Raw genomic sequence first — 21649 nt, 5'->3', positions numbered from 1 at the left:
CTATTCGCTCCGGCTCGCCAGCGCATTGACGGCGGCAACCGTGATCGCCGAACCACCGAGCCGTCCCTCGACCGTCAGCGCCGGCGCGGGCGGCTCAGCCATCAATGCCGCCTTGGATTCCGCCGCGCCGACAAAGCCGACCGGACAGCCGATGATCGCCGCCGGCCGTGGGCAATCGGGATCCTCCAGCATGTTGAGCAGATGGAACAGCGCCGTCGGCGCATTGCCGATCGCGACGATGGCGCCGCCCAGATGCGGCCGCCACAGCTCGAGCGCCGCCGCGGAGCGCGTGTTGCGCATCGATTGCGCGAGCGCAGGTACCTTGACATCACCGAGCGTGCAGATCACGGCATTGCCGGCCGGCAGCCGCGCGCGCGTAATTCCCTCCGACACCATGCGCGCGTCGCAGAGGATTGGCGCGCCCTCCTGCAGGGCGGCTCGCGCGCGCGCAGCCATGCCCGATGTGAAGCGCACATGCGCTTCCAGGCCTACCATGCCGGCGGCATGGATCATGCGCACGACCACCGGCTCTTCGTCTGGCGTGAAGCGGGCAAGGTCGGCCTCGGAGCGGATGGTGGCAAAGGACTGGCGATAGATCGCTGCGCCGTCGGTCTCGTAGACGTGCGGCATCAGCGGCCTCCCGTCAGCACGGAGGGATTTGCGACGAGGTACGAACTGCTCAACCCTCGGGTGACCGGCGCATCCCGCGTCGTGCCGCGGCAGATCAGATCAAAGCCGTTGTCTGTCGCAACGAGGGTAACATCCGCAGAACCGGAATGGGCACAGCCCTTGGCGCAGCCGGAGACGTGAAGCCGCGCATCAGGTGGGATATGCCGCGCGAGCGCCGACGCCAGCATACGCGTATCCGCATGCGCATCGCCGCAGCGCGGTGCGCCGCTGCAGGTGACCACGCGCAGCCTCGGATCGCCGGCATCAGTCACGAGGTCCGCCCCACCCGGCATCTCGCGCATCCCCTCCACCAGCATCATCCGCCACGGCGTCATGCGGAGAGCCTGCGCGCAACCGGCGAGATCGTTGAGCGTCTGGTGCGGCATCTGCCCGAAGGCGACGCCGACCATCGCGCCCGCCGGATAGAGGCCAGGCGCAGGGGCCGCCGATCGGGCCACGGGCTCGGCATCGCCGCGAAGTGTCTCGGGAACGCTCGCGCCGCCCGCCAGATGAGCCGCCATCCGCCGTTTCTCACCCTTGGTTCCGCCGGCGGCGACGAACCACTCGGCCAGCGCCAACGCCGTCCGCACAGCCTCGCTCCGCGTGACCGAAAGCCCGCACTGTGCGCCATCGGCACGTACCAGCAGTCCGCCGTTGCGATCGCGCTCGATCCTGACGTCGGCGGACGCGCGCGCCAGCATCCGCGCATCGCCATCATCGATTGCGAAGCCGAACTTGGTTGGAAGATCAAGCGAGGCACCGGCAAGCCCCTGCTCAAGCTCGGTCGCAAGCGAGCGCGTCTCGTCGGCGGCAGTCCAGAACGGCGTCACCAGAATGTTGCGCTGCGCCTCGATGTCCGCGCCCGCGTCCAGCAACCCGAGCTCAGCGAGCCCATCGACCAGGGGCGGATAAGCTTCATCGCTGACGCCGCGGATCTGGAGATTGGCGCGGCTGGTCAGGTCGATCAGGCCGTTGCCGTATCGCGCCGCCAGCCTGGCGATTCCCGCTGCCTGCGCCGCGTCCAACCGTCCGCCGCGCGGGCGAATGCGCACCACGAGGCCATCGCCTGATAGCATCGGCCGCAGCGCGCCTGGACACCAGCCCTTGACCGCAACCGCACTCATGAGGCCTCCTGCAGCGCAGCCGCAATCGAATTGCGCCGCGTCTGCCAGAGCGAGGCTTCATGCAATCTCATGAAGCAGGTTTCGATCGCAGCCAGCGCCGCCGCGTTCTCGCGCGCCATGAAGCCGCGAACCTCGTCATTGCCGAGCGTCGCATCGTAGTAGAGATCGAACAGATGCGGCGGCACCGCGCCGGCAAGATGGGCGAACGCCGCCATGTGCTCCAGCGTCGCCGATATCTCGGCGGCACCACGGAAGCCATGGCGCATCATGCCCGCGATCCAGGCAGGGTTGGCGGCACGCACCCGCACCACCCGTGAAATTTCCTCGGTCAACGCGCGGGCATGCGGCTGATCCGGCCGCGTCGCATCGAGGTGATAGAGCGACGGAACTTTTGTGCCAAGGCGCCGGGCGGCCGCCGCGATGCCCGCCTCGTGCGCGGCATAGTCCGCCGCCAGCAGCAGATCGGTCTCCGGCAGATCCTGAGTGTGAACAAAACTGTCCGCAGCCGCGAGCCGCGCCTCGATGCCGGCGCGATCGGGCCGCATCTCGCCGTCGGATGCGAGAGCCCACGACGATGCCGACAGCCAGGCTTCGCCGGCCGCCTCGCGCGCCTCCTCGGTGAAGACATCCGACAGCGACGCAATGCCAACGCCATAATGTCCGGGGCGAGGACCGAACACGCGCGCGATGCGCTGCCGGTAAGGATTCTCGTCCGCCTCGTCGCTGCGTTCGGACAACGCCTCCGCTGCGGCTTCGAACAACTGGGCCAGCCCTGAGAAGACGTCGCGGAACAGCCCCGACACCCGCAACGTGACGTCGATGCGCGGCCGGCCGAGCTCCGCCGGCGCGATGATGTCGTAGCCCGACACCCGCCCCGATCCATGATCCCAGCGCGGCGCGATGCCGGCGAGGTGCAGGGCCATCGCAAAGTCCTCGCCGGCGGTGCGCATCGTCGAGGAGCCCCAGAGGTCGACCACGAGTCCCTTCGGCCAGTCGCCGTGATCCTGCAAATGACGCCGCAACAGCTCCTCGGCGAGTTTCACGCCTTGGGCATGCGCCGACGGCGTCGGCACCGCGCGCGGATCGACCGCAAACAGATTACGTCCGGTCGGCAGCACGTCGCGGCGTCCGCGATAGGGCGAGCCCGACGGCCCCGGCGCCACGCGCCGCCCCGCGAGCGCATCGCGCAGCGCCGCCCTCTCCGCCTCACCGCAAGCGCCCTGCCCGAACACATGCAAGCCGTCGCCGAATTGGCTTTCCTTGAGGTCGCAGACGAAACGATCGATCTGCGGAATGGCCTCGGCCGCGGAGACCGACGCGGCGAGACCGAGATCGTCCTCCAGCCCGGCGATGCGCGCTTCGTCGCGGATCGCGGCGATCAGGCGCTGCCGCCGCGCCGGATCGAGACCGTCGGCGGTCGAATACTCATCGAGCAAGCGCTCGAGATTGCGCAAGCCTTCCGGCACCGCGGCCTTCGCGAGCGGCGGCGGCAGATGGCCGATCGTCACGGCACCGATCCGGCGCTTGGCCTGCGCCGCCTCGCCGGGATCGTTGACGATGAAGGGATAGACAACAGGCAGATCGCCGATCAGCGCCTCCGGCCAGCATGCGGGCGACAGCGCAACCGACTTGCCGGGCAGCCATTCCAGCGTTCCATGCGCGCCGATGTGGACGACGGCATCGATGGCCTGCTGCCTGAGCCACAGATAGAACGCGACATAGGCATGGCGCGGCGTGCGTGAGAGATCGTGATAGTCGGCGTCGCGCTGCCCTACCTCACCGCGCTCCGGCTGAACGGCAATGACCGATTTGCCGCAACAGATCGCAGCGAAATGAAATGCGCCGTCACGGCAATCCCGATCATCCTCCGGCGCGCCCCATGCGCGGCTGAGATCGTCCTGCAGCAGTTCGGGAAGGCCGGAAAGCGCCGCGCGATAGTCGGCGACGTTCCACGTCAAAGTCCTCCGCAAAAGAATGTCGCCTAGCGACCGCACCGGCTCAAGGTCAAATCCCGCAGCCGCGAGATCGGTCAGCAACGCCTCGACTGAAGCCAGCGCATCGAGGCCGACGGCATGCGCGATCTGATGCGGGCGGCCGGGATAGTTCGAGAGCACCAGCGCGAGCCGCTTCTCCTGTGCCGGCTTGCCGGCAAGCCGATGCCAAGCGGCCACGCGTGCGGCAATTGCAGCGACGCGCTCGGCATCCGGTCGATGCGCAAGATGCGCGAATTGCAGCTCGGGATCGCGCTCACCAGGCGATTTGAAGCTCACGACCCCTGTGAACAGGCGGCCGTCGACCTCCGGCAGCACCACATGCATCGCGAGATCGCCCGGCGACAGGCCGCGAAGCGACAAGGCCCAATCCTCGCGCCGCGCGGTCGACAGCGCGACCTGGAACACCGGGCATGATGCGGCGTCGAAGGGCGTCGTGCCGTCGTCACCGGCCGCGGAAAACGCGGTCGCATTGACGATCGCCGCTGGAGCGCATTGCGCGAACTGAACGCGCAGCCAATCGGCCACGCCCGCCGCCTTCAATGAAGTGACGAACACGCCATGAGCATCAAAGCCCCGCTCACGCAATGCATCGATCAATGCATCGACCGGTGCCGTGTCGCCGGCCGCGAGATAAGAACGATAAAACGTAACCAGCACGCGCGGCCGGCCATCCGGTGCCGGCAACGCCGCGATGGCTCCGCGCCGGGGATCGTAGACGCCGATCTCGGGAAGATCGATCTCGCCGACCACCGGCCCGGCATAGAGTCCGGACGCCAGCGCCAGTTGCGCGATCACGGCCTGAGCGGCAACCGGGCCGCCCTTGTCGCACAACACCTTCAGACGGCGCAGCGTCGAGACCGGCAAGGTCGAGAATTCATCCAGCCGCTGATCGTCGCGGCCATCGGCCGGCAGCACGACCAGGGCGATGCCGCGCTCCTTCGCCAGCCGATGCACCGCGGCCAGCCCGTATGACCAATAGGGCTCGCCGCCGATCAGCCGCACCAGAATGCCGCGGGCGTGCGAGAGCGTCCGCTCGATATAGGTATCGACCGACAGCGGATGGCGCAGCTCCGCGAGATTGGCGAGCCGCAGCGACGGCAGCGCAGCACGGCCGCGCCGCCAGCCGGCCGCGAAGGCAGCAAGATCGCTGTCGGAAAACGACAACACCACGAGATCGGCCGGATCCTGGCCGAGGTCCCTTGGCGTCGCGGTCTCCTCAAGGCCGCGGCTCTCGCGGAAGACGACGTGCATCAGACACCAAGCCGTGCCCTGATCGCGGCTTCATCGATGTCGGCATGTTCGCCGATCACGACGAGCTTCGACTGCCGCGCCCGGGCACCCCAGGGCATGTCGAACTGATGCCGCACCCGCTCGCCGACCGATTGCACCAACAGCCGCATCGGCTTGCCTTCGACCGCGATGTAGCCCTTGGCGCGCAGCACGTTCTGCTCGCGCGCCAGCCCCTTGATCGAGGCGACCAGCGCGTCGACATCCGAAACTTCCGGAAGATCGATCACGACGGAATTGAAATCGTCGTGCTCGTGTTCCTCCTCGCCATCGTGATGCGACGGCCGCGCCGCGAGATCGCTTTCCGCCGCCGCCCCGAGCCCGAGGATCACGCGCGCGTCGATCGTGCCGTCGACGACGGGCAACATCGGCACCTCGCGCGGCATCTCGGCCGCGATCACCGCTTTCGCTGCCTTGATCCCCTCCGCCCCGGCGAGATCCGCCTTGGTCAGCAGCACGATATCGGCACAGGCGATCTGGTCCTCGAACACTTCCGACAGCGGCGTCTCGTGGTCGAGATTGTCGTCCGCTGCACGCTGCGCATCCACCGCGGCCGGATCAGGCGCAAAACGGCCGGCGGCGACGGCCTCGGCGTCGGCGAGCGCGATCACGCCGTCGACCGTGATCCGCGAACGGATCTCCGGCCAGTCGAACGCTTTCAGCAGCGGCTTCGGCAGGGCGAGCCCCGAGGTCTCGATCACGATGTGATCGGGCTTCACGTTCCGCGCCAGCAACTGCTCCATCGCCGGGATGAAATCGTCGGCGACGGTGCAGCAGATGCAGCCATTGGCGAGCTCGACGATGTTCTCGGCCGGACAATTGGCGTCGGCGCACGACTTCAGGATGTCGCCGTCGACGCCTTCGCTGCCGAATTCGTTGACCAGCACCGCGAGCTTCTTGCCGTTGGCATTGCGGATCAGATGCTGGATCAGCGTCGTCTTGCCGGAGCCGAGAAAGCCGGTCACGACGGTGACCGGAATTTTGGCGAGCGTGGTCATTCTGCGGCCTCCGGCACGACGGGAAGAGGTGGAATGCGGGCGAGCGATTGCTTGCGGAAGATTTCCGGACGGCTGCGCCACGGCACGATGCCGTCGGGCGCCGCCGCATAGGCGGAGGCACCGGCGATCACATCCGCGGCATTATCAGCGGACAGTCGGCCGTAGACATAGGACCAGCGCCCCGGCGCGCTGAGCGCGACCGAGCAGCCCTGGCTGCAGGCCGACAGGCATGCGACGGGAACCAGATTGACGTCATCGGGCACGCCGGCCTCGACAAGCGCGGCATGCAGGCGTGCACCGGGCGCGAGTTCACCTTCCGCCGACGTCTGGCCGGCGCGGCAGGTGATGCAGACATGAAGTGTGACGCTCATCGCCCTTCCTGGATTGACAGCGGGAAGCGATGAGGCACACGAACCGATTTTGGACAGGTTCGTTCCCCGTCGCGGAACACCCCGTCCGCCGGTTTCACAACATGCTGCGTTGGCAGGTCTCCCGGCTTGCGGAGCAGGTTTTACCCTTCGATGCCCACCTTCCCGACTCCGTATGGAATCAGTGGCTTGGGCATCTCTCCGGTCACGGTCGCGGGGGCGGCTGCGCTTCGGGCCCGATTTAGCGGAGCCCTATCGCATTCCCTCTTCGCCTGTCGTAGGACAGGAACCAACGCAGGACCACCATTCGTCCAAGCCTCGCACTTGTCAAGCCGAAGGAATGTGATGACTTCTGATGGAAAGGACGCTGAAGACGGCGCCGTCGGCACCGATCTTTCGCCGGATGCGCGCCACGCGGACAAGATGGCGAAAAAGAAGGCCGCCCGCGACCGCATCATGGCGACCAAGAGCGGTGAAAAGGGCCTGATCATCGTTCATACCGGCGCCGGCAAAGGAAAATCGTCCTCCGCGTTCGGCATGATCGTGCGCTGTGTGGCTCACGGCTTTCCCTGCGCCGTGGTGCAGTTCATCAAGGGCGCCTGGGATACCGGCGAGCGCCGCCTGCTCACCGGGCATTTCGGCGATCTCTGTCAATTTCACGCCATGGGCGAAGGCTTTACCTGGGAGACGCAGGATCGCGCCCGCGACATCGCGGCAGCGCAAGCCGGCTGGGAAAAGGCCAGGCAGCTGATCGCGGACCCGAGCCTGCGCATGGTCGTGCTCGACGAGATCAACATCGCGCTACGCTACGATTACCTTGCGATCGCCGATGTCGTCGACTTCCTGACCACGTCGAAGCCGCCGATGACCCATGTCGTGCTCACCGGGCGCAACGCCAAGGAGGAGCTGATCGAGATTGCCGATCTGGTCACCGAGATGACGCTGGTAAAGCATCCGTTCCGCTCCGGCATCAAGGCCCAGCCGGGCGTCGAGTTCTGACGGGCATCACGATGGCGCGCGCATTGATGATCCAGGGAGCCGGCTCGGACGTGGGCAAATCGCTCATCGTCGCCGGCCTCGCCCGCGCCGCCCGACGGCGCGGCCTGCGCGTGCTGCCGTTCAAGCCGCAGAACATGTCGAACAACGCCGCCGTGACCGTCGATGGCGGCGAGATCGGACGCGCGCAGGCATTGCAGGCGCTCGCCGCCGGCGTCGAGCCGCACACCGACATGAACCCGGTGCTGCTCAAGCCCGAGACCGATGTCGGCGCCCAGATCATCGTGCACGGCAAACGGATCGCCACCGCACGCGCGCGCGAATATGCCGGCATGAAACCATCGCTGATGGGCGCGGTGCTGGAGAGTTTTGCGCGCCTGAAGCAGCGCGCCGATCTGGTGCTGGTCGAGGGCGCCGGCAGCCCCGCCGAGGTCAACTTACGCAAAGCCGATATCGCCAATATGGGTTTTGCGCGCAAAGCAGACGTGCCCGTGGTGCTGGTCGGCGACATCGACCGCGGCGGCGTGATCGCGCAGCTCGTCGGCATCAAGACGGTGATCGACCCTGATGATGCCGCGATGATCCAGGGCTTTATCATCAACAAATTCCGCGGCGATCCGACATTGTTCGATGACGGCTATCGCTTGATCGAAGAGCGCACCGCCTGGCGCGGATTTGGCGTGCTGCCCTGGTTCGTCCGCGCCGGCGAACTTCCGGCCGAAGATGCGCTCGGGCTCGGCGAGGCGCGCAAGCCGGGCCAGTGCAAGATCGCGTTCCTTGCGCTGTCGCGGATCGCCAATTTCGACGACCTCGATCCGCTGAAGCTGGAGCCCGGCGTCGATCTCGTGATGGTACGTCCGGGCGAAGCCATCCCAGGTGATGCGAAGCTCGTCATCCTGCCCGGCTCGAAATCGACCCGCGGCGATCTCGCCTTCCTGCGCGCGCAGGGCTGGGACATCGATCTCTTGGCACATCATCGCCGCGGCGGCCATGTCCTCGGCCTGTGCGGCGGATATCAGATGCTTGGTCAGACCGTCGCCGACCCTGAAGGGATCGAGGGGCCCGCCGGCGAAACACGCGGCCTCGGGCTGCTCGATGTCGCAACCACCATGACCGAACAGAAGACGCTGACGCGCGCCAGCGCGGTGCATGCCGCGACCAGCCAGCCGATCAACGCCTATGAAATCCATATCGGGCGCACCGACGGCCCGGATCGCGCGCGGCCCTTTGCATCACTCGACGGTACGGCTGAGGGCGCTGTCTCCGCAGATGGGCGCGTTCACGGCAGCTATCTGCACGGCCTGTTCGCCTCGGACGATTTCCGCAAGGCGTTCCTTGCACAACTCGACATCGCGGCGGCTGATCAGCCCTACGGCGCCAGGGTCGAGAGCGCACTCGACGCGCTTGCCGAGCACATCGAGACCCATCTCGATGTCGAAGGCCTGCTCGCGCTGGCGCGTTAAAGCGAGATGATTCCTTCTCACCTCGCCCCCGCGTGCGGGGAGAGGTCGGAACGCATCGCTAGATGCGTTCCGGGTGAGGGGGAGTCTCCGCAACCGCAGCTGTCGCCGAATATGCGGATGCGGCCCCTCACCCCAGCCCTCTCCCCGTAAGAACGGGGAGAGGGAGCGCAGCGCCGTCGCAATCAGCGCGACAACACGGCGGAAAGGCGCGACCACTCGGGCTCACTGCCCGGCAAGCCGAGGCGCAGCCATCCCGGTTTCTGCTGGAAAACCCGCGACCAAATCTGGCTGCGCGCAAGCTTCTCCTGCACGGCCAACGCATCGCCGGTCTCGTAGAGCCGGAACAGCAACGTGCCACCGAGCAGCGTCCAGCCCCGCGATCGCGCCATTGCAGCGAGCCTGACGCAGTCGTCCGCGAGCCGCGCAGCCGTCGCCGTTGCCCAGTCGTGATCGAGCAACGCGCGCCGCCCGATCGCGATTGCTGCTCCCGAAACCGGCCATGGGCCCGCCCTCGCCGCAAGCGCGGCGACGTCCGCCTCGCTGCCGATCGCGAAGCCGAGGCGCAAGCCGGCAAGTCCGTAGAACTTGCCGAAGGAGCGCAGGATCAGCAGCCCCGCGTGTCCTGCTTCCGGTGCAAGGGACAGGTCAGGAACGGCGTCCGCAAAACTCTCGTCGATGACGAGCCGGCCAACGCGCGGCAGCAGTGCCAGCAACTCCCGCCGATCATGGCGTCGTCCGTCGGGGTTGTTCGGATTGACGACGATCGCAATGTCCGCACCCGCAAGCGCGGCGAGATCGGACACCTCGGCAACGTCCCAGCCGGCGGCCGACAACACCGCGGCATACTCGTTATAGGTCGGCGCCAGAATCCGCGCCCGCCCCTTGAGCGCCAGATGCGGCAGCAACTGAATCGCGGTCTGCGCACCACCCATCGCCACGATCGGCGCCTTGGTGACATAGGCCTGCCGCGCAGCGTCGTGCAGCGATTCAAGATCGGATCGCGACGGCAACGCGCTCCATTGCCGCGGCTCGACATCGACCAAGGGATACGGCACCCGATTGATCCCGGTCGACAGGTCGATCCAGTCGTCCGCGGCGCCGCCGAAGCGCTGCCGGGCGACATCAAGGTTCCCGCCGTGCTCACGCATGCGCCGCTCCTTCACGCCAGCGCCAGGACCAGCAGCGCCCCAGCCAACAGAATCATGGCGTAACGATAGAGTTTCAGCCCGGTGAGGACGTCAGCGGCAGCCGGATCGCGCGCCCCCTCGTTCAGCCAGGGCTCATCGGCGATGTGCCCGTGATAGATGCGAGGACCGCTGAGCCGCACGCCGAGCGCGCCGGCCATCGCAGCTTCCGGCCAGCCGGCATTCGGCGAGCGATGCCGCTGCGCATCGCGCAACATGCATGACCACGCCTGCGAACGGTTCGGCGCGAGCAGCACGAACAGAACACCCGTCAACCGCGCCGGAATGAGATTGGCGAGATCGTCGATCCGGGCGGCCGCCCAGCCAAAGGCTTCGTGCCGCTCGGTGCGATGACCGATCATCGAGTCCAGCGTGTTGATCGCCTTGTAGCCAAGGATTCCCGGCAGGCCGAACAGCGCGCCCCAGAACACCGGCGCCACGATGCCGTCGGATGCATTCTCGGCGAGGCTCTCGATGGTGGCGCGCGCGATGCCGGCGTCGTCGAGCGTTGCCGGATCACGCCCGACAATTTGCGCGACCGCTGAACGTGCGACCGCGATGTCGCCGGATGCCAAGGGACTTGCCACCGCGGCGACATGGTCGTGCAGCGAGCGCACGGCAACCAGCGGCCATGCCAGGACACCGACAAGGACAATGCGAACCCATCCGCATGCGAGCACGGACTGAACGGCCCAACCGAGCGCAATCACCAGCGCGATCACCAGGATCGCAGCCGCAATACCAGCGCCGCGACGAAACGCCGGCGGGTCGGAGGCGCGGTTCCAGGCGCCATCGACAAGATGGATCAGCCGGCCGAGCCAGGTCACGGGATGGCCGATGCGGGCAAACAGCCACGCCGGCCAGCCGATCAGAGCATCCACAGCCATCGCCACCGCCATCGCTCCCGCAAAACCCACTTGACCCTCTCCGCGCCGCGGTCCCCCTGATGCGCAAGACATCGGCCGAGCGCAAGCCCTCCGTGACGGATTTCGGCTTTGTCTTTCTCCGCGATTGGTGGTTAGAGCGTTTGTGAACGACGTGCGTACCGGTCGCACAGGAGATGATATGGCCGTCATTCTGATCACGGGGGGAGCCCGGTCCGGCAAAAGCCGGCGCGCCGAACTTCGTGCGCGCAGCTTTCCGGGACAGCCGGTCTATATCGCAACCGCCGAGGCGCTCGACGCAGAAATGGATGAGCGGATCGCCAAACATCGCGCGCGGCGCGGCAGCGACTGGATCGAGCGCGAGGTGCCGCTCGATCTGGTTGAAGTGCTGTCCGGGACCGATGGCGCTGGTGCACGGCTGGTCGATTGCCTGACGCTCTGGCTATCCAATCTGCTGCATGCCGGGCGCGACTGGTCGCAGGAAGTGACGCGGCTGGCGGATGCACTGTCGCGCCAGCACGGCCCGGTCGTGCTGGTCACCAACGAGGTCGGTCTCGGCATCGTGCCGGACAATGCATTGGCGCGGACGTTCCGCGACGCCGCAGGAATCATGAACCAGACTATCGCCGGCATCGCAGACGAGGTCGAGTTCGTCGTTGCGGGCCTGCCGATGAAGCTTAAATGAAGTCCGAGATCGATCCCGCCAAAGGCCCCGCGATGGTCTCATTCGACGATACGTTTCGCCGCCAACTGCACGAACTGTTCGTGTGGCGGCGCGACGTGCGGCGGTTCCGGGCCGATCCGCTGCCGGATGGTGCGATCGAGCGGCTGATCGAGATCGCCTGCCTGTCGCCTTCGGTCGGCCTGAGCCAGCCCTGGCGGTTCGTCATTGTCGACGACAAGACACGACGCCGCGCTGTCATCGACGACTTCAAGGCCTGCAACGCCGATGCGCTGCGGTCCTATTCGGGCGAGCGCGCCACAAAATACGCCGCGTTGAAATTATCGGGCCTCGAGGAGGCGCCGGGCCACCTCGCCGTGTTTGCCGAGAAGACCGACCGGATCGGCGCCGGTCTCGGCCGCGCGACGATGCCGGAGACGTCGGAATATTCCGTGGTGGCCGCGATCTGCTCGATGTGGCTTGCCGCGCGCGCCGAAGGCATCGGCATCGGCTGGGTATCGATCCTCAATCCAGACCGCATTCATGGCGTTCTGGAAATCCCGGACTCCTGGAAATTTATCGGCTATCTCTGCATCGGTTACCCCCAGACCGAGTGCGACCGCCCGGAGCTCGAACAGGCCAAGTGGGAATCGCGGCGAGGTCCGGATGAATTCACCGTCCGACGCTGACCGAGCCCCTGCCGGCGACGGCACCTCGAGCTGTGACGCGCACTGGCGCGCCGACATCGCCTCGCTGGTCTTTCCCGTCCCGGGGCACAACGCGATCTGCGCGGTGCATCGGGGCGCCTTTCGCACGCTGCTTGGCATCGACCCGACGGTGGACGCATGCCTCGCCCATTTCAGGCGGTTTGAACCAGCCTTCAAGGCAGCCGCACACGCCAAGATCGAGCGCAAGCGCATTCCCCTTGGAACAAATTTGCATCTTACCAGTCGCGACATCACCCGAAAGCTGCTAGAAGCCGATCAAATCGAATGTGGAGAACGACCATGAGCCAGTCCCAGACCGCGCAAACCCAGGTTACTCAAGCTCAGGTCACGCATCTGCCGATCGCCACCCGACAGGTCGGACGGCTTGCACAGTCGTTGATAGCCATGACGCTCGGCCTGTTCATCGTCGGCGTGGTCGGCTTCTCGCACATCGACGTAATCCACAACGCCGCGCATGACGTGCGCCATTCCAACGCCTTCCCCTGCCACTGATCTCCTTGGCATGAGCACGTTTCGCTCGATCGTCTTCTCGTCGGTCATTGCCGGGTTCATCGTCGGCCTGATCGTCACGGCGGTCCAGCAGTTCGGCACCGTTCCCCTGATCCTCAGGGCCGAGGTCTACGAGAAGGCGGCCACGCACAAGCACGAAGCCGCCGCGCCACCGCAGGTGATCCTCGTCCATGATCATGCGGATCATGATCATGGCGCGGAGGCCTGGGAGCCGCGCGACGGTTTGGAACGCAACGTCTATACCGCGGGGGCAAACATCCTGACCGCGATCGGTTTTGCGCTTCTGCTCTGCGGCTTCCTTGCGGTTCGCAGCGGCGCGACCGGCGAGCGGATCTCGTGGCATGAAGGCTTGATGTGGGGCCTCGCCGGTTTCGCCGTCTTCACCATTGCTCCGGGCCTTGGACTGCCGCCTGAATTGCCGGGGGTCCCCACCGCTCCGCTGCTTTCGCGCCAGATCTGGTGGGTGACGGCGGTGCTGGCGACCGCAGCCGGCCTCGGGCTGATCGCGTTCCGGCGCTCGATGCCGGCCGCCATCGCCGGCGTGGTCCTGATCATGCTGCCGCATCTGATCGGCGCGCCCGAGCTGGAGCACGTCGAGACCAACGTGCCTTCGTCCCTGTCGCATCAGTTCATGGTCGCCGTCACGCTGACCAGTCTGGTGTTCTGGTCCCTGCTGGGCAGCCTGACGAGCGCCGCATTCGCCTATTTCGACCAGCCAAGCTCATCCGCTCGCGGGTGACAGCCGCTGCCGGAAGAACGCCAGGATCTCATCGCGGGCCGCGATGGTCGGCTGGCCGGCCTCGTCGATCAGATGCACAGTCACGACGCTGTGCGGTGTCGTGACGAAATTCCGGAAGAACGGCGGCACATCGCGGTTCGCCGCGCTGTCGGGAAGCACTCGCCCGATGAAGCGGTCGCCGAGCGCCTCGCGATAGGCCGCAAAGCGCTGCGCCATGCAGAACTTGTCGCCCTCAAAGCGATAGGCCAGCACGGTCAGGTCTTCGCGCTCCAACCGCTCGCGCACCGCCTTGACTTGCTCCGGTGCGATCTCGATGCCCGCCGGATCGTTCAATGGCAATGACGGCTGCGAAAGCACCGGCGCCAGCATCGACGGCTCCAGCATCATGGTGAGCGCGAAATTGCCGGTAAAGCACATCCCGATGGCCCCGACACCGGGACCGCCGCATTCGCCATGGGCAAATCGCGCCAGCGCGCGCAACCATTGCGTCACGGGACTGGACTGGTTTGCGGCCATCGCACGAAACTCCGCGCTGACGCAGGCGCGCTGAAACACCGCTGCGCCCTCCTCCGCGCTCGCAATAGCGCCGTCACGGCCGAACAGCGACGGCATATAGACGGTGAATCCGGCATCGCGAACCCAGCGGGCGAAGCGCGCCACATGCGGGCTGATGCCCGGCATCTCCGCCATCACGATCACCGCAGGACCTGCGCCGCCAACATGGACGGTCTTGCCGGCCCCATCGAGGGTAATCTGGCGGCGCTCGAAATCCTCGAGCGGATCGTCCTGGGTCATCGGCCGGTTCGGCATCGGCGGTCCTCCTGATCGAGATCGGCAGCGTCTCGGCACCAGAGTTGCGATTTTCCGGCCCGGCAGCTAGTGTCAAAAATGACATTGATCGCGGATTTTATGACATGACCAGGATCGCGGTTGTCGAGATCGACGGCTGCCTCGCGTCAGCGGCCGCCATCACCCACGACGTGCTGGCCACCGCCAACCGGATCAGTACGTCGAAGCGCGCGCGCTTCGAGGTGACGACGCTGCGTTATGGGCCGAAGCGGCGCGCCGCCCGATTGCGCGGCGCGGACCTGGTCATCGTTCCCGGGCTCGGCTCGGCATCGGCCGGCGAGCTGGAGCGGAAGCTGGCGACACCGGCATGTCGGCACGCCCGCGACATGCTGGTCACGGCGTTCGCGAGCGGCGCGATGCTCGCCGCGTCCTGCGCCAGCAGCTTCCTGCTCGCGGAGACCGGCCTGCTCGACGGCAAGCGAGCGACCACGACATGGTGGTTCGCGCCGCTGTTTCGGCAACGCTATCCGAATGTCGAGTTGATGACGGAGCGGATGGTGGTGGCCGACTGGCCGATCGCAACCGCCGGCGCGGCGATGGCGCAGATGGACCTGATGCTTGCGGTAATCACGCGTTTCGGCAGCCCGGCGCTGGCCAAGGGCTGCGCCAACTACCTGCTGCTTGGCGAGCGGCATTCGCAGGCGCCGTTCATGGCGATCAATTATCTTGCCAGCCAGGACCCCAAGGTTGCCAGGGCCGAGAAATGGGTGCGCAGCAACATCGCGCGCGACTTCACGGTCGGAGACGTTGCCACCGCCGTCGCGCTGACGCCGCGGACATTTGCCAGACGGCTCGAGTCGATCTGTGGCGTGTCGCCCATTCAATTCGTGCAACGCATCAGGATCGAGACGGCGCGGTCGTTGCTCGAGACCACGCGCCTGTCGGTCGAAGAGATCGCGGGCAAGGTCGGATATGCCGAGCCCTCGACCCTCCGCCGGCTGATCCGGCGCGAAACGCGGCATTCGCCGCGGCATTTCCGTTCAAGCGGTTGATCCGCAACGACGCCACATCAGCGATGAAATCATCACGCCGAGAGCCATGCGAAGGCGCGGCGCAAGAATGCCGGCGCATCCTTTTCGACTGGCGTGCCATGGGCCATCAGCACCCTTTCGGCGGGCCACGCCAGAATCCTCTGTAAGGCCGCGCGCGCGGCACGGCGGCCCGTGAAGGCAACGCGGAACTTGCGCGGCACCGACGGCTCCGGCCCGACCATCAGGTCGAGTTTCGCGATCGTCGCGCGCCAACCCGAGACCAGTTCGGGAGGAATCTGCTGCAGCAAGTCGGTGAACAGCACGGTGCCGCTTTCGACATGGAAGAACACCACCTCCGTGGTGATCAGGTTGCCGCGCATCACCACCTGATCGATCTGTCCGGCCCAGTCGAGGCTCGGCCCATCCGCGAGATCGGCATCGAAGCCGAGGTCACGGCGCCGCTTGCACAGGCCCGGCGGGGCGTGGAGCACAGCGGCAGGATAGGCCTGCTTCCACTCGGCGAGGAACAGATGATGCAGCGAGTTGGGCGCCACGATGTGCCTGACCTGGCCGAGCGCGTTGACGCCGGCCTGCAATTGCTCCGTCAACCGGACCGGCGACCAGATGAAAAGGGCGCCGTCCGCCAGTCTGACGACGGCCATCCGGGTCGGATAGTGAAACCCGGCGATCGCAAGGTTCGGCCCCCCGGCAATCCAGATGTCGTGGCCGAACTGCTGCAATATCGCCATTTGCGATGAAACCTGACCGTAGATCGCCGCATGCTGCCGCCGGCGTTGCGGGTTCATTTACCATGCCCGGCGTGACAGGCCGCGGACAAGGGGCAATGTCGATCATCGGTTCCGATTGCGCCGCGGCCAATTGCAACGATCGGGTTTACGCAACCTTAGACGATTTGATCCAAATGTTGCGCGTGCACGACGCGATTGGGATGAAGCGGCCGATGTCGCAGAAGTCGGACCTCGAGGGACACAGGCTGGCCTTCGCTGATGACGCCGCGCGTCACTTCGCGGCGGATGACGCGGGTCGTGGCGCTGCGATGCCGCGCGCGACCATCAGCCCAACTACGTCCACAGGTCAGCCGCAGGTGGCAATCGCGCATTCACGGCAGTCCGGCGCGGGCGTGCTGGTCTCCGCGCTGCGTGAGGCCGACTGGCTCACGGCTGACCGTGTCACCGCCTTCACCCGCGTATTTCTCGTCCTGTTCATCGCCTGCATCGCGATCATCCCATGGGCTGTGCCGACGATGGATGTCGGCCATGATTTCGCGGCGTTCTGGACCGCGGCGAAGCTCGCGCTCGAAGGCCGCGCCGGCGACGCCTATGGCGACGCGGGCCGCGCCGCTGTAGCCGCCGTGCTCGGTCAGAACACCTACGCACCGTTCTTCTACCCGCCGACGTCGCTGTTGTTCTGGCTGCCCTTTGCACTGGTTCCCTTTGCAACGGCGGCCGTCGTCTGGATCTTCGCGACCGGCGCCGCCTATGCAGCCGCGGTGAGAGCCATGCTCGAGCGCGGCTCCGTCGTTCCAGCGCTCGCCTTTCCCGCCGTGTGGGTGTGCGCGCTATTCGGACAGAATTCGCTGTTCTCGGCGGCTCTGCTCGGCGGATCGGCCGCCACGCTGGACCGCTACCCGGTGATCGCCGGCGCGCTGCTCGGGTGCTTCAGCTACAAGCCGCAGATCGCCCTGCTTGCGCCGCTGGTGCTGATCCTGACGCGGCGCTGGCGCGCGCTGGCTGCAGCGGCCGCAACGACGCTCGTGCTTGTGCTGGCGGCCACCGCCGTCTTCGGGATCGACCCGTGGATCAAGTTTGTTGCCGTGCTGCCGGAGGCAAGCGCCTGGAGCCTCGGCGGCGGCCCCGGTTTCGAGAAGTTCGCCAGTCCCTATGCCGCGGTCAGGCTGGCCGGCGGATCCAGCAGCACGGCCTGGCTCGTCCAGGTGACCACGGCCGCGATCGCGATCGCCGTCCTGGTCCTGGTGCTGCGAAAACGTCCCGGCGGCGCCGCCGAGATCGCGCTGATGGTGGCGATGACCGGCCTCTGCGTGCCGTCGCTGGGCAACTATGAGGTCGTGATCCTGGCGATCCCGGGCGCGTGGCTGATCGCGCAGGCGCTTGCACAGGGCTGGCTGCCCTATGAGCGCATCGCCCTCGCGGCGCTATATTTGACGCCATTCGCCATGGTGCCCGCGGGCGCCCACGGCCTGCAACTGGCACCGATCGCCGCCGCGGCAGTTGCCATCCTAGTCGTGCGCCGCATCAGGCATCTGCCCCTGCTGGACGGCGAAATCGTGCAGGCCTGACGCCCTAAGCGAAGGTATGACCCACAAACGCCGACCCATATTGGGTGTCGTCCCTGCGAAAGCAGGGACCCATAACCACAAATGCTGATTGTTGAACGATGTTGGGACAACGAGTCCCACTCACAACACCTGCCGCGGCGTATGGGTCCCTGCTTTCGCACCGAACAAGCTGTTTGACAGTTGAATCCGAAAACCAATGTGGCTCATAACCGCCGCAACGCGACGAACCGGCGTCCGCTGCTATCCAGCCGGCATCAGGATCGCCTCTCGCGCCGCGTGCCAGCTCGCCTCGTCGGGTGCGCACAGCAAGCCGCCGGTCAGATTGACCGGCCGGTAGGGTGATCCGTCGAAATGCGCGCTGTAGCCGCCGGCCTCGCGATGCAACAGCCAGCCCGCGGCATGATCCCATGGCATCGGCTTTTTGTAGAACAGCAGATGGCAATGTCCGGACGCCGCCATGCGATATTCGTGCGCGGCGCATCTGAGCCAGGCGCTGCCGCCGAGCCTGGAAAGATTGCCGGCGACGATCGTGCGCAGCGGCTCGGGCAGGAAGTTGACGCCGACGATCGCATCCATCTGCTTGACCGGCACGGCGGGAGCCACTTTGAGGTCATGCCGCCGGCCGTCCGGCATCGCGAGCCACGCGCCCTCGCCGCGCAGCGCGAATGCGGTGTCGTTGCTGACCGGATCATGGATCGCGCCGAACACGATCTCGCCGCGCATGGTGGCGGCCACCATGGTGCCGAACAGCGGAAGACTCGAGGTGAAGTTCCGCGTGCCGTCGATCGGATCGATGATGAAGGCAAGCTCCGCGGTTCCGACCTGATCGAGCGCGGCCGGATCACGCGCGGTGCCCTCCTCGCCGATCACAACCGCATTCGGAAACGCCCGCAGCAGCGCCGCCGATATCGCCTGCTCCGCCAGCTCATCGGCTTCGGTGACGACGTCGAATGCCGATGTCTTGGTGCGGACCTCGATCTCCCGCACGCGGCGGAACCGCGGCATGATCTCGCTGCGACCCACTTCGGCAAGGATGGCTCCGATATTCAGCGTATCGGCATGGGACAGTTTCACGCGGCATTCTCCTGCGTTGCGCCGGCACCCTACCGTGGAATTGTGACTGCGTGGCGGTCAGCGGCGCTGGTTGTAGACATCGATGCAGACGGCGCCAAGCAGCACGAGGCCCTTGATCACCTGCTGATAATCGATGCCGATACCGAGGATCGACATGCCGTTGTTCATGACGCCCATGATCATGGCGCCGACCACCGCGCCGCCGACCCGGCCGACGCCGCCATAGGCCGAGGCACCGCCGATGAAGCAGGCGGCGATCACATCGAGCTCGAAGCCGAGGCCGGCCTTCGGCGTCGCGGTGTTGAGCCGGGCTGCGAACACCAGCCCGGCGAGCGCGGCCAGCACGCCCATGTTGACGAAAGTGAAGAAGGTGAGCCGTTCGGTCTTGACGCCCGACAGTTTCGCCGCCTTGGCATTGCCGCCCACCGCGTAGATCTGCCGCCCGATCACCGTCCGCCGCGTGACGAAGCCATAGAGCGCGATCAGGACGGTCATGATGACAAGCACGTTGGGCAGGCCGCGATGCGAGGCGATCAGGTAGGTAAAGTAGAGCACCGCGCCCGCCAGCGCGATGCTCTTGACGATGAAAAACGCATACGGCTCGACGGCGATACCGTGCGCCTGCTCGCGCGCCCGGCTCCTGGCGGTCGCCAGCACCAGGACAAACGCCAGGACGATGCCGATCGCGAGCGACGTCGGATAGAGCGTGCCGGCGCTCGGGAACAGCTCGGGGATGAAGCCCGACGACAGCTTCTGGAAGGTCGGCGGGAACGGCCCGACCGACTGGCCCTGCAGGACAGCGAGCGCGAGGCCCTTGAACACCAGCATGCCCGCCAGCGTCACGATGAAGGACGGAATGCCGAAATAGGCCACCCAGTAGCCCTGGGCCGCACCGATCGCGGCGCCGACCAGGAGGCAGGCGACGAAGGCGATCGGGTAGCTGACATGGTAGCGCACCATCAGCACCGCCGCGACGGCGCCGACGAAGCCCGCGACCGAGCCGACCGAAAGGTCGATATGCCCGGTGACGATCACCAGCAGCATGCCGAGCGCCATGATGACGATGTAGCTGTTCTGCAGCACGAGGTTGGTGAGGTTGAGCGGCTGCAACAGCGTGCCGTCGGTCACGATCTCGAAGAACAGCATGATCGCGAGCAGCGACAGTAGCATGCCGTAGTTGCGCAGATTGTTCTTGATGAAGCCGGAATGCCTGGGGGCCTCGGGAAGTGATACCGTCTTGTCGGTCATGGTGCCCCTCCTCCGGCGCGTGCCACCCTTTCGTCGGCGCGGCGTCCGGACATTCTGACATTGCGCATGATGGCGCGCATGATCTTCTCCTGCGTCGCATCGTGGCCTGCGAACTCGCCGACGAAGGCGCCGTCATTCATCACGCAGATCCGGTCGCAGATGCCGAGCAGCTCGGGCATCTCCGAGGAGATCACCACGACGCCCCTGCCGGCCTCCGCCAGCTCGTTGATGATGGAGTAGATCTCGTATTTCGCCCCGACGTCGATCCCGCGCGTCGGCTCGTCCAGCAGCAGCACCCTCGGATCGGTCATCAGCCATTTCGACAGCACGACCTTCTGCTGGTTGCCGCCCGAGAGGTCGCCGGTCGCCTGGTAGACGTCGGAGCAGCGGATCCGCATCCGGGTGCGGTAGTCGCTCGCGGCCTTCAGCTCGGCGACATCGTCGATCACGCCGCGATCCGACACCTGGCGCAGGCTCGCCACCGTCACGTTCTTGCGGACGTCGGCGGCAAGGATCAGCCCGAGCTGCTTGCGGTCTTCGGTGACATAGGCGATGCCGGCATCGATCGCGGCCGGCACGCTGGACAGATCGGCCTCGCGTCCATCGAGGCGGACCTTGCCGGAGACGTTGGTGCCCCAGGCGCGGCCGAACAGGCTCATGGCGAACTCGGTGCGGCCGGCGCCCATCAGGCCGGCGATGCCGACTACCTCGCCGCGGCGCAGTGTGAAGTCGACGTTCTTGATCACCTGCCGCTCGGTATGCAGCGGGTGATACACTGACCAGTTCTCCACCGTCATCACGGGTTCGCCGATCTCCGCCTTCCGCTCGGGAAAACGATGCGCCAGATCGCGGTCAACCATGCTGCGGATGATGCGGTCCTCCTCGATGCGCTCGGTGCGGCAGTCGATGCTGTCGACGGTGCGGCCGTCGCGCAGCACCGTGATGCGGTCGGCGACCCGCGCAACCTCGTTCAGCTTGTGCGAGATCAGGATCGAGGCGATGCCCTGCTCGCGGAAGGCCAGGAGACGCTCGAGCAAGGCGGCGCTGTCGGCCTCGTTAAGACTTGCGGTCGGCTCGTCGAGGATCAGGAGACGCACCCGCTTGGACAGCGCCTTGGCGATCTCCACGAGCTGCTGCTTGCCGACGCCGAGGTCGGTGATCAGCGTATCCGGCGGCTCCCGCAGGCCGACCTGCGCCAACAGCTCGGCGGTCCGCCGATGCACCGCGTTGCGGTCGATGACGCCGAACCGCGACGGCGGATGCGACAGAAAGATGTTCTCGGCAATCGACATCAGCGGAATCAGCGCCAGCTCCTGATGGATGATGATGATCCCGAGCGCCTCGCTGTCGTTGATGTCGCGGAAGCGCCGCTCCTCGCCGTCGAACACGATCGACCCATCGTAGCTGCCGGCCGGATAGACCCCGCTCAGCACCTTCATCAAGGTCGACTTGCCGGCGCCGTTTTCGCCGACCAGCGCATGGATCTGCCCGGCCTCGACGGTGAAGCTGACGTCGCGCAGCGCCTGCACGCCGGCAAAGCTCTTGCTGACGCCGCGCATCTCAAGCATTGCCGTCATCGGATCAT

21 protein-coding genes and 1 riboswitch are annotated in these 21649 nt (G+C 66.4%); of the genes, 9 read left to right on the top strand and 12 right to left on the bottom strand.

Features of this window, described 5'->3' with window-relative positions; translation table 11 throughout:
- The 5 genes from ACVIHF_RS08785 to ACVIHF_RS08765 are packed head-to-tail and all read right to left on the bottom strand — an operon-like array spanning position 1 to position 6443.
- On the bottom strand, positions 1-630 hold the full coding sequence (locus ACVIHF_RS08785; RefSeq protein WP_253609411.1) for a precorrin-8X methylmutase: 630 nt from the start codon (positions 628-630) through the stop codon (positions 1-3).
- Complete coding sequence (gene cobG / locus ACVIHF_RS08780) at positions 630-1793, bottom strand: precorrin-3B synthase (RefSeq protein ID WP_253609412.1); 1164 nt, start codon at positions 1791-1793, stop codon at positions 630-632. The genes ACVIHF_RS08785 and cobG overlap by 1 nt, the downstream gene beginning before the upstream one ends.
- Positions 1790-5038 (bottom strand): cobaltochelatase subunit CobN, encoded by a 3249-nt coding sequence (cobN, locus tag ACVIHF_RS08775; RefSeq protein ID WP_253609413.1) that lies wholly within the window; start codon positions 5036-5038, stop codon positions 1790-1792. Before cobN ends, cobG begins: the two co-directional genes overlap by 4 nt.
- On the bottom strand, positions 5038-6072 hold the full coding sequence (gene cobW, locus ACVIHF_RS08770) for a cobalamin biosynthesis protein CobW (RefSeq protein WP_253609414.1): 1035 nt from the start codon (positions 6070-6072) through the stop codon (positions 5038-5040). Before cobW ends, cobN begins: the two co-directional genes overlap by 1 nt.
- Positions 6069-6443, bottom strand: coding sequence for a DUF1636 family protein (locus tag ACVIHF_RS08765; protein WP_253609415.1), 375 nt, complete (start codon positions 6441-6443; stop codon positions 6069-6071). The genes cobW and ACVIHF_RS08765 overlap by 4 nt, the downstream gene beginning before the upstream one ends.
- A 94-nt stretch (positions 6444-6537) precedes the next feature.
- A riboswitch (cobalamin riboswitch) is annotated at positions 6538-6749 on the bottom strand.
- Between the two features lie 36 nt (positions 6750-6785).
- Here ACVIHF_RS08765 and cobO point away from each other — a divergent pair.
- Together cobO and ACVIHF_RS08755 are read left to right on the top strand one after the other, a co-directional pair.
- Positions 6786-7439 (top strand): cob(I)yrinic acid a,c-diamide adenosyltransferase, encoded by a 654-nt coding sequence (gene cobO, locus ACVIHF_RS08760; protein WP_168857103.1) that lies wholly within the window; start codon positions 6786-6788, stop codon positions 7437-7439.
- 11 nt (positions 7440-7450) lie between these two features.
- On the top strand, positions 7451-8899 hold the full coding sequence (locus ACVIHF_RS08755) for a cobyric acid synthase (RefSeq protein WP_253609416.1): 1449 nt from the start codon (positions 7451-7453) through the stop codon (positions 8897-8899).
- A gap of 182 nt (positions 8900-9081) precedes the next feature.
- Here ACVIHF_RS08755 and cobD read toward each other — a convergent pair whose 3' ends face one another.
- A complete protein-coding gene (cobD, locus tag ACVIHF_RS08750) occupies positions 9082-10047 on the bottom strand; it encodes a threonine-phosphate decarboxylase CobD (protein WP_253609417.1) in 966 nt (321 codons plus the stop codon).
- Positions 10048-10058: 11 nt separating this feature from the next.
- Positions 10059-11000: an adenosylcobinamide-phosphate synthase CbiB gene (gene cbiB, locus ACVIHF_RS08745; RefSeq protein ID WP_456791900.1), complete on the bottom strand. Its 942-nt coding sequence runs from the start codon at positions 10998-11000 to the stop codon at positions 10059-10061.
- A 148-nt stretch (positions 11001-11148) separates the two neighbouring features.
- On the opposite strand from cbiB, the gene cobU reads away from it, so the two are divergent.
- Genes cobU through ACVIHF_RS08720 form a run of 5 tightly spaced genes read left to right on the top strand, consistent with a single transcriptional unit; the run spans position 11149 to position 13605 of the window.
- A complete protein-coding gene (gene cobU / locus ACVIHF_RS08740; RefSeq protein WP_057015887.1) occupies positions 11149-11652 on the top strand; it encodes a bifunctional adenosylcobinamide kinase/adenosylcobinamide-phosphate guanylyltransferase in 504 nt (167 codons plus the stop codon).
- A gap of 32 nt (positions 11653-11684) precedes the next feature.
- Positions 11685-12317 (top strand): 5,6-dimethylbenzimidazole synthase, encoded by a 633-nt coding sequence (gene bluB / locus ACVIHF_RS08735; RefSeq protein WP_253610052.1) that lies wholly within the window; start codon positions 11685-11687, stop codon positions 12315-12317.
- A complete protein-coding gene (locus tag ACVIHF_RS08730) occupies positions 12295-12639 on the top strand; it encodes a hypothetical protein (protein ID WP_253609419.1) in 345 nt (114 codons plus the stop codon). The genes bluB and ACVIHF_RS08730 overlap by 23 nt, the downstream gene beginning before the upstream one ends.
- On the top strand, positions 12636-12848 hold the full coding sequence (locus ACVIHF_RS08725; RefSeq protein ID WP_253609420.1) for a CbtB domain-containing protein: 213 nt from the start codon (positions 12636-12638) through the stop codon (positions 12846-12848). The genes ACVIHF_RS08730 and ACVIHF_RS08725 overlap by 4 nt, the downstream gene beginning before the upstream one ends.
- 10 nt (positions 12849-12858) lie before the next feature.
- Complete coding sequence (locus ACVIHF_RS08720) at positions 12859-13605, top strand: CbtA family protein (RefSeq protein ID WP_253609421.1); 747 nt, start codon at positions 12859-12861, stop codon at positions 13603-13605.
- Here ACVIHF_RS08720 and ACVIHF_RS08715 read toward each other — a convergent pair.
- Positions 13588-14415, bottom strand: coding sequence for a dienelactone hydrolase family protein (locus ACVIHF_RS08715; RefSeq protein ID WP_253609422.1), 828 nt, complete (start codon positions 14413-14415; stop codon positions 13588-13590). The genes ACVIHF_RS08720 and ACVIHF_RS08715 overlap by 18 nt on opposite strands.
- Positions 14416-14519: 104 nt before the next feature.
- Here ACVIHF_RS08715 and ACVIHF_RS08710 point away from each other — a divergent pair, with 104 nt between their 5' ends.
- Positions 14520-15446 carry a GlxA family transcriptional regulator gene (locus tag ACVIHF_RS08710; protein WP_253609423.1) on the top strand — a complete coding sequence of 309 codons (927 nt, stop codon included), beginning with the start codon at positions 14520-14522 and terminating at the stop codon, positions 15444-15446.
- Between the two features lie 32 nt (positions 15447-15478).
- Here ACVIHF_RS08710 and ACVIHF_RS08705 read toward each other — a convergent pair whose 3' ends face one another.
- Positions 15479-16174 (bottom strand): DUF4336 domain-containing protein, encoded by a 696-nt coding sequence (locus ACVIHF_RS08705; RefSeq protein ID WP_253610053.1) that lies wholly within the window; start codon positions 16172-16174, stop codon positions 15479-15481.
- 212 nt (positions 16175-16386) lie between these two features.
- On the opposite strand from ACVIHF_RS08705, the gene ACVIHF_RS08700 reads away from it, so the two are divergent.
- The gene (locus tag ACVIHF_RS08700; protein ID WP_253609424.1) at positions 16387-17742 is read left to right on the top strand and encodes a glycosyltransferase family 87 protein; all 1356 of its coding nucleotides are present in this window, start codon (positions 16387-16389) and stop codon (positions 17740-17742) included.
- Positions 17743-17982: 240 nt separating this feature from the next.
- Here the strand turns inward: ACVIHF_RS08700 and ACVIHF_RS08695 are convergent, their stop codons facing one another.
- From ACVIHF_RS08695 to mmsA, 3 genes are read right to left on the bottom strand one after another with little or no spacing between them, the layout of a single operon-like run.
- Positions 17983-18816 (bottom strand): inositol monophosphatase family protein, encoded by an 834-nt coding sequence (locus tag ACVIHF_RS08695; protein ID WP_456791899.1) that lies wholly within the window; start codon positions 18814-18816, stop codon positions 17983-17985.
- A gap of 57 nt (positions 18817-18873) precedes the next feature.
- Positions 18874-20064 (bottom strand): multiple monosaccharide ABC transporter permease, encoded by a 1191-nt coding sequence (mmsB, locus tag ACVIHF_RS08690; protein WP_168857111.1) that lies wholly within the window; start codon positions 20062-20064, stop codon positions 18874-18876.
- Positions 20061-21641 carry a multiple monosaccharide ABC transporter ATP-binding protein gene (gene mmsA, locus ACVIHF_RS08685; RefSeq protein WP_456791898.1) on the bottom strand — a complete coding sequence of 527 codons (1581 nt, stop codon included), beginning with the start codon at positions 21639-21641 and terminating at the stop codon, positions 20061-20063. Before mmsA ends, mmsB begins: the two co-directional genes overlap by 4 nt.
- Between the last annotated feature and the right edge of the window lie 8 nt (positions 21642-21649).

The organism is Bradyrhizobium sp. USDA 4506, from assembly GCF_054058795.1.
The sequence above is the reverse complement of the archived record's forward strand: the minus strand, read 5'-3'. Positions and strand labels throughout refer to the sequence as shown.